This is a genomic window from Methanobrevibacter sp. DSM 116169 (genome assembly GCF_046197865.1).
Classification (GTDB): domain Archaea; phylum Methanobacteriota; class Methanobacteria; order Methanobacteriales; family Methanobacteriaceae; genus JAHKLT01.
Window position 1 is genome coordinate 1,729,081 of record NZ_CP166990.1, and the last position, 11,816, is coordinate 1,740,896.

At 27.6% G+C, this 11,816-nt stretch carries 12 protein-coding genes; 3 read left to right on the forward strand and 9 right to left on the reverse strand.

What is annotated here, in order from left to right:
- Positions 1-40 precede the first annotated feature (40 nt).
- From ACA134_RS08415 to ACA134_RS08425, 3 genes are all read right to left on the reverse strand, one after another.
- Positions 41-337 (reverse strand): putative quinol monooxygenase, encoded by a 297-nt coding sequence (locus tag ACA134_RS08415; RefSeq protein WP_409199967.1) that lies wholly within the window; start codon positions 335-337, stop codon positions 41-43.
- Positions 338-403: 66 nt separating this feature from the next.
- Positions 404-1,087 (reverse strand): NADPH-dependent F420 reductase, encoded by a 684-nt coding sequence (npdG, locus tag ACA134_RS08420; protein ID WP_409199968.1) that lies wholly within the window; start codon positions 1,085-1,087, stop codon positions 404-406.
- A gap of 55 nt (positions 1,088-1,142) precedes the next feature.
- Complete coding sequence (locus tag ACA134_RS08425; protein ID WP_409199969.1) at positions 1,143-2,210, reverse strand: NAD(P)-dependent alcohol dehydrogenase; 1,068 nt, start codon at positions 2,208-2,210, stop codon at positions 1,143-1,145.
- Between the two features lie 511 nt (positions 2,211-2,721).
- Here ACA134_RS08425 and ACA134_RS08430 point away from each other — a divergent pair.
- Complete coding sequence (locus ACA134_RS08430) at positions 2,722-4,185, forward strand: CpaF family protein (RefSeq protein WP_409199970.1); 1,464 nt, start codon at positions 2,722-2,724, stop codon at positions 4,183-4,185.
- 249 nt (positions 4,186-4,434) lie between these two features.
- Positions 4,435-5,052: a type II secretion system F family protein gene (locus ACA134_RS08435; RefSeq protein ID WP_409199971.1), complete on the forward strand. Its 618-nt coding sequence runs from the start codon at positions 4,435-4,437 to the stop codon at positions 5,050-5,052.
- Here the strand turns inward: ACA134_RS08435 and ACA134_RS08440 are convergent.
- Entirely contained in the window at positions 5,049-5,603 is a 555-nt protein-coding gene (locus tag ACA134_RS08440; RefSeq protein WP_409199972.1) for a GNAT family N-acetyltransferase, read from the reverse strand. The genes ACA134_RS08435 and ACA134_RS08440 overlap by 4 nt on opposite strands.
- A 253-nt stretch (positions 5,604-5,856) precedes the next feature.
- Here ACA134_RS08440 and ACA134_RS08445 point away from each other — a divergent pair, with 253 nt between their 5' ends.
- The gene (locus ACA134_RS08445) at positions 5,857-6,678 is read left to right on the forward strand and encodes a nicotianamine synthase family protein (RefSeq protein ID WP_409199973.1); all 822 of its coding nucleotides are present in this window, start codon (positions 5,857-5,859) and stop codon (positions 6,676-6,678) included.
- Positions 6,679-6,689: 11 nt separating this feature from the next.
- On the opposite strand, the gene ACA134_RS08450 is transcribed toward ACA134_RS08445, so the two are convergent.
- The 5 genes from ACA134_RS08450 to ACA134_RS08470 are packed head-to-tail and all read right to left on the reverse strand — an operon-like array spanning position 6,690 to position 11,756.
- Positions 6,690-7,304, reverse strand: coding sequence for an ABC transporter ATP-binding protein (locus ACA134_RS08450; protein ID WP_409199974.1), 615 nt, complete (start codon positions 7,302-7,304; stop codon positions 6,690-6,692).
- A complete protein-coding gene (locus tag ACA134_RS08455) occupies positions 7,301-8,287 on the reverse strand; it encodes an oligopeptide/dipeptide ABC transporter ATP-binding protein (RefSeq protein ID WP_409199975.1) in 987 nt (328 codons plus the stop codon). Before ACA134_RS08455 ends, ACA134_RS08450 begins: the two co-directional genes overlap by 4 nt.
- A gap of 10 nt (positions 8,288-8,297) precedes the next feature.
- A complete protein-coding gene (locus ACA134_RS08460; protein WP_409199976.1) occupies positions 8,298-9,146 on the reverse strand; it encodes an ABC transporter permease in 849 nt (282 codons plus the stop codon).
- Complete coding sequence (locus ACA134_RS08465; RefSeq protein ID WP_409199977.1) at positions 9,139-10,128, reverse strand: ABC transporter permease; 990 nt, start codon at positions 10,126-10,128, stop codon at positions 9,139-9,141. Before ACA134_RS08465 ends, ACA134_RS08460 begins: the two co-directional genes overlap by 8 nt.
- Positions 10,129-10,136: 8 nt before the next feature.
- Positions 10,137-11,756 (reverse strand): ABC transporter substrate-binding protein, encoded by a 1,620-nt coding sequence (locus ACA134_RS08470; protein WP_409199978.1) that lies wholly within the window; start codon positions 11,754-11,756, stop codon positions 10,137-10,139.
- Between the last annotated feature and the right edge of the window lie 60 nt (positions 11,757-11,816).

An 11,816-nucleotide genomic window follows, 5' to 3' on the forward strand; every position in this document is an offset into this window, starting at 1 on the left:
ATTAATTATTATATCTAAAAAGTAAAAAAAGTAAAAAAAATTATAATTCAGTTTCTTCAGCTGAATAAACAGTTATTTCTAAATCCTTAGCTAAAAAATCTTTTGTATTTGATCCGAAATTAATAAAGTGATCTTGAGTTAAATGTGATTTTAAATCATCTTTATTTTCCCATTTTTCAACAAAAAGAAGTGATGAATCATCATCTGTAGAATCAAATAAATTATATTCTATACAACCCTTTTCAGCACGTGTTTTTTCTATTAAGTCTTTAGATTCTTCTAAAATACTATCTTTCATACCTTGTTTTGGACTTACTTTAGCTAAAACAATAATCATATTTTTTACTCCTATTTAAAAATAAAAATAATTATAATATAAAAATTATAATTATTTTCCTAAATTTTATTTATCAAAATTTATTCCAGTTATTCTTAAACCACCATAATGGGATCTGTATTTAATATTCAGTCCAATTAATAATGGAGTAATTTTTTCAACAATTCTAGCTTTATCTAGTGGACCACAATCTATACATCTAACTCCTGGAATTTTTTCAATTAATTCAGCAGCTATTTTTTTAGATTCATTATCGTCTCCAGATATTAAGCAATCACAATCAATATCTTCATTAAAATTCATTAAATGTGAATTACTAATATTATTAAAAGCTGAAACAACTTTAACATTTTTCTTTTTAAGTACTGCTGCAGATCTTTCAGCTGCAGAACCTTCCCACAAATCCACATATCTAGTAGGTCCACCACCAGCAACAGTGTCTAATGGGACAGTTGCATCGAGTAATATTTTACCTTCAGCAAAATCTGCAATAGATTTTAAAGTTGGCATTTGAGCAGCTAAAGGTACAGTCAATATTAATATATCTCCTTTATCTGCTGCATCTTCATTTGCCATTCCTGATAAATTAGGAATATCATCTTTTTCTAAAAGTTCTTTTACTTTTTCAACTGCAGCTACAGCTTTTTCTGCTTTTCTTGAACCAATAATAACTTCTTCACCAGCTTGTATAAATCTAATTACAATTCCTAAACCTTGATCTCCAGTTCCACCTAATACTGCTATCTTCATTTAATCACCTATGAGTTAATAAAAAGTATAATTATATTTTATATTTTTATTATAATTATAAGTTTTCATCAATAATAACTACAGGCTTGATTAAATCCCTAGGTTTTTCTTTCATCAAAAGTAGAGCTTCTTCTGTTTTATCAAATCCATGGAAAACATGTGTTGCCATTAATGCAGGGTCCATTCTACCATAAGTTACAATATCAGCTAATTGTTCCATTCTAGTTCTTCCTCCAGGACATAAACCAGTTGCAAAATCTTTATCAGCCATACCAAAGCCCCAACCTTCACGACAAATAGGCAAGGTTTCTCCACTTCCAAAGTAATTAGCATTTGAAATCATAGAACCAGGTTTAGCTGCTCTAACTGCATCTAATATAATATCTTCACCACCACCAGCTATAATAACTGCATCTACACCATCACCACCAGTAGCTTCGAGTATTTGCTCATCAGTTGGTCCTTCTTTATAAGAAATCATATCAGTTGCACCATATTTTTTAGCTACTTCTGAAGCTTTAGGACGAGTTCCTACTGCAAAAATTCTTCCAGCACCTTGTAATTTAGCACCTGCAATAGCTGACAATCCAACAGGACCAATACCTAATACAGCAACAGATCCACCCATTGGAATATTAGCATTTTCTGCACCCATAAAACCAGTTGATAACATATCAGGAATCATAACAGCCGCTTCAAGAGGCATTCCTTCAGGTAAATGAGCAAGATTTGCATCTGCAAGATTTACATGGAAATATTCTCCAAATACACCATCTTTAAAATTTGAAAACTTCCATCCACCAAGAGGACCTCCACTTTGTGAAGGGAAACCTCTTTGTGCTGCATCACTATCCCAATCAGGAGTGATAGCAGGAACTATTACTCTATCTCCTGGTTTAAAATCTTTAACTTCACTTCCAACTTCATCAACTATACCTAATGCTTCATGACCTAAAATAAGATTATGTCTATCTCCAATAGCTCCTTCCCAAACTGTATGTATATCTGAGGTACATGGTGCAAGAGCAAGTGGTTTTACTAATGCATCACGAGGACCTATATCAGGTTTATCTTTTTCAATCCAACCAATTTCACCAATTCTTAACATTGCTAATCCTTTCATAATATCACCTATTTCCAAGTATCTTAGCATAAGTAATTAAATTATAATTTATTATTAGAATTAACTATAATTTAAAAAATTAAGGCTTAAATTAACATATTTGTATTTTAATGCTGAAAAATACAATTAAAAAAAAATAGCATTAGTTGTGATTCAAGTTAATATTTCCCCAGTTAAATTCTAAATATTTTCAACATATATTGCATGCCAAAATACCCATATTCATAAATATAATTGCTGACTATAAATACTTTGCCATTCGGACATATGAAAAATTAATATTGAATTGTTTTATTAAATTGTTTTTGATATAATAATATTCAATCAATAGAAAATATTATTATACATTCTTCATTTTCATTTCATGATGAAAATAAGCAAGCACAATAAATAAACATTTAAAAGGAGTTAATTTTAAAGAAAATAAAAAAATAAGCTAAAAAGTAATAAAAAATATATTAAATAGTATTACTAATTCATATAATACATCTTAAAAATAAGAGGTAATTATATGGATAATTTATTAGATTCCCCAACAAAAAGCATTTACGAAGTTTCAAAAATAATACCAGAATATAAAGTTTTAAAATCAAACTATTCTCCTCAAGAGAAAATATTATTAGAAGAATTACGAGAAAATCTAGTCAACAAAGCAATAAGTTCTGAAAATAATCCTCAAATATTAGATGCAAATCTATTAAATGATATTAAAGATTTCCTATATTTAAAAATTGACAATAGCTATTTAGATATAAGTTTTGATAAAAAATATTTAAATGAATTATCTAGTAAGTTTTTTCAAGATATTATAGGTTATGGTGAAATAGACCCATTAATCAAAGATGATATGCTTGAGGAAATTATGGTAATAGGAATAAATAAACCAGTATTTGTTTATCATCGCAAATACGGAATGATGAAATCAGATTTAGTTTTTAAAAATGAAATAGAACTTGTAAATTTAATTGATTCAATTGCAAGACAAATTAATAGAAGAATTGATCAAGAGTCTCCAATACTTGATGGAAGATTAATTGATGGTTCTAGAGTTAATGCAACAATTAGCCCCGTATCAGCAGATGGCCCATCTCTTACAATTAGAAAATTTAAAAAAGATCCATTAACAATTATTGATTTAATTAAATCAAATACAATTAGTTCTGAATTAGCTGCTTTTTTATGGTTATGTATTGATGGAGTAGGTGTAAAATCTGCAAATGCAATAATATCTGGAGGAACAAGTTCAGGCAAAACTACAATGCTCAATGCATTATCTGTTTTTATAAATCCTAAAGAAAGAATAGTTACAATAGAAGATACATTAGAACTTCAAATTCCACATGATCATATTATAAGAATGGAAACAAGACCACCAAATGTTGAAAATAAAGGAGAGTTAACAATGAATGATTTAGTTAAAAATTCTCTAAGACAACGTCCTGATAGAATAGTTGTAGGAGAGGTAAGATCACATGAGGCAATAACATTATTTACAGCTTTAAATACTGGTCATTCAGTTTTTGGTACACTCCACTCCAACAATGCAAGAGAAACTATCACACGGCTTACAAATGCACCAATGTCTGTTCCACAAATAATGATTTCTGCATTAGATTTTATAATTATGCAAAATAGAATTTATAAATCTAAAGGAGAATCTGTTAGAAGAATAAGTGAGGTTGCAGAAATAGTAGGAGTTGAAGAAGGTACGATTCAATTAAATAAAATATTTCAATGGAACCCTGAAACAGATACAATAGATAATATTTCAATTGCAAGTAAAACAATAAATGAAATATCTAAAAAAAGTGGTATCTCAAATGAAATATTGTTTAATGAAATTGATAACAGACAAATATTAATAAATTATCTTGTTAGAGAAAATATTCGCTCCATTAATGATGTAAAAAAATATATCGAAAAATATTATATAGATTCTAATTCTGTATTAAATAAAATCTTATTAAATAGCTAAGGTGATTTTATTTTAAATAATTTTTTTATATTAATAGGCAATTTATTTTTTGAATTTATAAAAGCTTTTAAAAAAGTTCCAAATATTTTTAATAAAAATAATGAAGTAAAAACACCAATTAATGAAGATATTTCTAAATTAGAAAGAATATTAAAAAATATAAAAGATTTAACAAAAAATAAATCATTCCTATCTATAATAATCATGTTAATTTTAGGAATTTATTTAATTTTAGGTTTAGAAGTAGCTATGATTATTTTAATAATAATTTTAAACCTATTTTTTTTAAGTTTTAACTATTCTAAAATAAAAAAAAATAGAAAATATGATGATATTACAAATGAATTGCCTTATGCACTTAGACATATGAGCACAGATCTTAAATCTGGAAAAGGTTTACATGATACCTTAAATACAATAGCCAGTAATGATTATGGATCCTTTTCAGAAGAAATAAAAAGAGTTTTAGAAGAGATAAAATATGGTGAATCAACAGAAAATGCTTTAAATAATATGTCAGGAAGAATTGGTTCAAAAGGATTAACAAGAGCTATTACACAAATTATTATAACTTTAAAAGTTGGAGGAAATCTTGCAAATAGCTTAAATATTATAGCCGAAGATATTACATTTGATATTCATATGCAACTTAAAGAATATTCTCAAAAATTAAATGGATTTATTTTAATTTATACATTTTTAGCTATTTTAGGGCCTGTAATTATATTAATAATGCTCATGGCTGCTTCAACTATAATGGGAGATATAGTACCTGGAAATTTAATCTTAATATTATATATTTTGTTTTTTCCTATGATAGTAATATTTATGGGACTTTTTATAAAAAAACTAGAACCAAATATTTAAATAGGAATTTTAGAAGATGAATTTAAAGTATTTCTTAAATTATTGATGTTTTTAAACATGTGGACTGTTTTAAGTTCATTTTCTGTATCTATTAATATATCATATTTTAAAGAGGTCCAGAAATCTAATGCTCCTTTAAGTGTTTTATGAGTATGTAAATAAATTCCAATATAATCATTTTCCTTTGAAAAGATTTCTACTTTCTCTACAAGTTTACGTCCAATGCCTAATCGTCTATAATCATTATCTACAAATAATCTCCAAATACTTGATGTTAGATTATAAGAAAACATCCCCTCAAATTCTTTAAAATCTTTATCATATCCTCTTATAGCTATTGATCCTATGATTTTATTTTTTTCTTTATCTATAGCTATAAAAAAGTTATTTTTATTATTATCAATATATGTTTCTTTTAAATTTATAATATCCTCATGAAAATTAGGAACATAACCATATCCATATTCTTTTTTAATTTGATTAAATAAAAAATCTTTAACCATTTTAAAATCTAAATCAAGCTCTTTTAAAGATTTTATTTCAATTTTCATATTTTAACCTTTGAAGTAAAAAAGTAATACTTTTTTCAAAATCATTTAAATATAAGTATTACTTTTATTAATTATTTAAATAGAGTATTACTTTTTAGATGATTTTTAAATGATTAGTAATACTCTATAGAATGTTTTAAGATATATAATATTATTAATAAGGAAAATACTATATAAAACTTCTTATTTAATTTTAATAAGAACTAAAAAACTTTATTTAATATGAAGGATATAATATAATATACGTGATATTATGAGTTGTTATAAATACTGGGGCAAAATTGAAGAAATAGCTGAGGCTCTTTCATCTTACGGAGATTTAGATAAATATGGTGATTCTAAATTAGATAATGTAGATATTGATGAAATAATTAAACTTTTAGATGAAGTTGAAGTAATAGCTCATGATAAATTTATAGATTTTGATTCTGCAAAACATATTTTAGATGATGAAAAGATGAATAAAGCTTTAAAATTAATTAGAAAATTTTATGTTTATATTGGATCACGTCTTGAAACTGAAAATGCATTAAAAATAGCTAAATCTGATAATCCAAAAGAAACATTAGATTCATTTCATTTTTATGATAGATATATAGGTCTTATTGAAAACGAAAGTCAGTTAGTTAAATTTAATGATAAAAAAACATTTGTATTTGTTGGAAGTGGCCCTCTTCCTTTAACACTTATTATGTTTAATAACATCTTTGGATGTAAATGTATTGGAATAGAGCTAGAAGAAGATGTTGCTTCACTATCAAGAAAAGTATTAAAGAAATTAGGTCTTGATAAAGACATTGAAATAATAGTTGGAGATGAAAATTCAATTAAAGATTTAGATTATGATATTTTAATGGTTGCAGCTCTTGCAGAACCTAAAGAAAGAGTATTTGCAAATGTTTGGGAATTAATTGATGAGAAGACTCCAATCATTTATAGAACATATACTGGTATGAGAGCTATTTTATATTCACCAGTAACAGAAAAAGATACAAGAGGTTTTCATAAAGAAGTTATGGTCTTACCAACTGGAAATACCAATAATACCTCTGTTTTAATTAGAAAAATAATATAAGAGATTTATAATTAAATATTATTAATCTCTTCTAAATATACAACATCATCACATATCCTATTTACAAGATTTTTATCATGACTTACAACAAGAAGTCCTAATTGTCTTTCTTTAGCTATTTTTGTAACTAAATCCCAAATTTGAACTTGTGTTACTGCATCAAGCATTGTTGTAATCTCATCACAAATTAAAAATTTTGTCTTAGGAGATAATGCTCTTAAGACTGAAAATCTTTGAAGTTCTCCTCCAGACAATTCATTAGGCCATCTATTAAGCCAAGACTCTTGAATTCCAAAGTCATTTATAATTTCATTATCAACATTCCATGATTCAAACAAAATATCTTTCATTTTCCATTTAGGATTCATTGTTAACTCAGGGTGTTGAAAAATTAATTGAACAGGATTAAAACCATTTTTAATATTGTTTTCTGTTCCATCAATAGTAACTTTTCCTTTACTTTTGTTATATCCTGATAAGATTTTACATAAGGTTGATTTTCCACCACCACTATCGCCAACTAATCCTTTTATCTCATTACTTTCAAGTGAAATGTTTAAATCTTTAATAAGGTAATTTTTACTAGATGGATATTTGAAACTAATACCTTCTCCTTTTAATATCAATTTATCACCTTAGTTTCTATTTCCAATATTTCATCTTTATATTCATTAGCTCTAAAACATCTTACTTTTTTATTTGAAATGTCTACTAATGGAGGAATATTAACTCCACATCTTTCTGTAGGATTATCACATCTTTTATAATAAGGACAACATGAAGGAATCTCACCATGCAATGGTTGATGACCTTCAGTTAATTTAAAATCATTTTGAGGAAGAGCATGGTATAATGCCTTAGTATAAGGATGGATTAATCTTTTTCCATCTCCACTAAAATCTTCTGTATTAACTACTTCAATAACATAACCTGCATAAAAAATAGCTATTTTATCTGCAACATTCAAAGCTGCATCAATATCATGTGTAATTAATAATACTCCGACATTATCTTTTGCCATTTGTTTTATATGGTTTAATGTTTCTTTTACAGATTTTTCATCCAAACCTGGTGTTGGTTCATCAGCAATAACAAGTTTTGGATTATTCATTAAAGCTGTTGAAATTAAAACTCTTCTAGCCATTCCTCCAGATAATTGAAATGGATACATATCATCTACTTCTTCACCAAGTCCATATTTTTCAAATATTTCTCTTTGAAGAGCTTTTTTTTCAGCTTTTTCTGCATCATCAGAACATTCACCAATAACTTGTTCTGAAACTTTCATTAAAGGATCTAAAAATTTAACAGATTGAGGAATGAGTGATATTTCATCTCCTCTCAATTTTTCTTTTAAATCTTGATTTAGATTTTCACCACAGTAAGTCATTTCACCACTTAAATTAGCATTACTTGGTAAAATTCCTAAAATTCCATGTGCAAGTAAACTTTTTCCAGATCCACTAGAACCTAAAACTGCTACAATTTCACCAGAGGAAATTTCAAGTGATAAATCACTAATAACCTTTAATAAATTTTGTCTTAACCCAACAGTATATTGGAGAAAAGAAATTGATATATTTGAAACTTTTAATAATTCTTCTGACATTTAATTCCTCCTATTCATGAGCATTAGCTGGATCCAATAATTTTTGTAAATTATCCCCTATAACATCAAATACTAAAACTATAATAAGTAAAGCAAGACCAGGGAAAAATGCTAACCACCAAGCACCTGTAGCTAAATATTTCATTGATTCTGATAAAATTATCCCAATTGCAGGTTCATGAGGAGAAAGACCAAATCCTAAAAACGTTACACTCGCTTCGTGCATTATAGCATGTGGGAATACTAAAATAGTACCTAAAATTATTTGTGTTAATATTAAAGGAAATATATGTTTTCTAGCTATCCATAATTTTGATTTTCCAAGATTTTCAGATAAATGAATATATTCTGAAGTATTAATTTGTTTTATTTCTGCTCTTAACACTCTTGCAAGAGACGTCCAATGAGTAAAACCAACAGCAATAATAACTCCAAATGAACCTCCACCCAAACATAATGAAATTAATATAATCAGTAATAAATGAGGTATTGAAGCAAATAAATCTATTAACCAATTCACAAAACTATCTAAATATTTATTTAAACTAGAAAGTAATCCTAAAATTACAGCAATAATAGTACTCATAATAGAAGCAAATGCACCTACTTGAATACTAAGACCTAATCCTTTCATAGTTCTTGTAAACATATCTCTACCCATCCAATCAGTACCAAAAATATGTTCTAAAGATGGAGCCATGTTTCTTAAAGGAAAATTAGTAGTTATTGAACTAACATCAATGAAAAAACTATTAATTACAATTACAAGTAAAAATATTACAGTTAAAAATATAATTAATATAGTTTTAGCTCTTAAATTCATTTTTTTAAATGAATGGCTATATTTTTCATTATTCATCAGCTTCACCTTCTTTAATTCTTGGATCAACAAAATTATATATTAAATCTGCTATTGCATTACCACAAAAGACAAATAATGAACTAAATAAGACTATAGCTAATAGTAATGGAACATCACTTTTTAAACCAGCAGCTACGGCTGCTTGACCAATACCCGGATATGAAAATACTTGTTCAACTAAAACTGCCCCACCAAATAATTCATTAAATGATAAAAACTGTAAAGTAATAGCTGGAAGGAGAATATTTCTAATCCCATGTCTTTTTATTAAACTCCATCCACTTTCACCTCTTGCTTTTGCAAATAATATGAAATCATCAGATAAAACATTCACTAATTTATCTCTTGTATACATAGCTATTTGAGCAATTCCTAAGACACTTAAAGTTATTGCAGGTAAAATTAATCTATATAACCATTCGAAAAATGTTACATCTTCAGCTAATTTTCCAACAGGAACACCTAATCCCGTTGGGAACCATCCTAAATAAACAGAAAACACCATGAGTAAAAGTAAAGCTATCCAAAATGTTGGAGCTGCAAGTAAAGTATAACAATAAACTTTTACTACTTTATCAATCCAAGATCCTCTATACATTCCTGCAAGAACTCCTAAACCAAATCCTAAAACTCCTGAAATTAACCATGATGCAAACATTAATGTAAGTGATGCTAAAAATCTTTCAGAAATAACATCAATAACAGGTATTCTATAAATTAATGATACACCAAAATCTCCTTGTATTAAATTACCACCCCAATTAATTAATTTAGTAGTAATAGGTTCATTGACTCCCCAAAATGCTTGTAATTTAGCCACTTGTTCTGCACTAACTGCCATTTCACCAATATATGCCCTAACTGGATCGATAGGAGATAAATCAATTAAAATGAAACTAATTAATGATACTGCAAATAATAAGATTATGAGTCTTATAAATTTATATCCTAAGAATTTACCAAGTCTCTTATAATTCATTTAAATCACTAAGCAGTAGCATTTACTCTTTTCCATTCCCAAATATTTTGAAGAATATCTGCACCAGAGTTTTTAGCTGGAGTTCCCATATCTATACTTTCATCAACCATATAAAGATTATCATGAGAAACAATCCAAAGCCAAGTTGCATCACCAGCTGGTCCAAAACCAGTAGTTCCATCAAATGCAGCTTGTTTCCATAATTCATTAGATGCACCTTCATCAGATGTAACAAGAGCTTGATCTAAATAACTATCCACTTGAGAATTGTTATATAATCCTGGATTCATATAACTGTCATCAGCTTCTTTACTATGGAATTGTAAATAAACAGAGTGATATGGGTCTATGGAACTTTGTTGGAATAAGACTGCAGAACTATATTGATTTTTATAAATGTCATCCCAATCAGTTCCAACTAGTTCAGCTTCAATACCTATTTCTTTAGCTTCTTCAGAAATAACAGTAGCTAATGCTTGTCTTACTTGATCATCCGCAGTATAATAAATTTTAAATGATGCTTTTGTACCGTTTTTATCTACAATTCCATCACCATCTGTATCTTTCCATCCTCCTTCTTCAAGGATTTTTTTAGCTTCTCCAACATTAGAATCATTAACTTTTGCATCAGGATTACCATAATCTCTTGAATCTATTCCAGTATATTCAGGACTTCCATATCCATAATAAATTTCATCGACTATTTTACTACGATTCATTGCAGTATTTAATGCTTTTCTAATAGCTATATCAGCTGTTACATTATTACCTATTTTATCCCCATCATCAGATGTTAATCCAGTATCATTTTGAATAGGGAATGAAATTCCTTGAGCTCTTCCAGAAGATAAATTAATTAGTTCATAACCCTCAACGTCATTATCTACTTGTGTTATATCAATTCCTGCAATATCTACATCACCAGATTTTACAGCAGATATAGAAGCATCTCCTTCTAAAAAGAGCATAGTGATTTTTTTGAAAAATGGTTTTTCACCATAATAATTTTCATTAAGTTCAAAAATAGCTTGTTGACCTTTATCCCACTGAACTAATTTATAAGGACCTGAACCAATAGGATTTTCCCCATATGTTTCATTATCATAACTTGCTTCTGGAACAATACCAACATATCTTAATTTCCATATAAATGTTGATTGAGCTTCTTTAAGATCAAACTCTACTGTTTTATTATCAATAGCAGTTGCTTTATCTAAATTAGACATATCTAATTCTGAATTACTATGTCTAGCTTCATTAAAAGTGAAAGCTACATCTTCTGCAGTTAAAGGTGTACCATCAGAAAATTTAACATCATCTCTAATATGTACTATCCATTTTTTTCCACCATCTTCAACTTGATAATCAGTAGCTAAATCATTTATTATATTTCCATCATCGTCTGATTTAAATAAAGTACTTTGAATAAGAGGTTCAAAATTTACATGCCCACACCCCCAACCTGTAAGAGGATTAAAACCTGTTTCTGGTTCTCCAGTATGAGAAGCAGCAGTCATAACTAATTCATCTGGTGCTCTTTCAACAGAAGTACTAGTAAAAAATAATGCTCCGCCAATAATACAAACAATTATTACAGCTAAAGCACCAATTAAATATTTTTTTTGCATTTCCATATCTCCATAATTAATAAGATTTAATAATTTTAAAAAAAAGTAATACTTTATTTA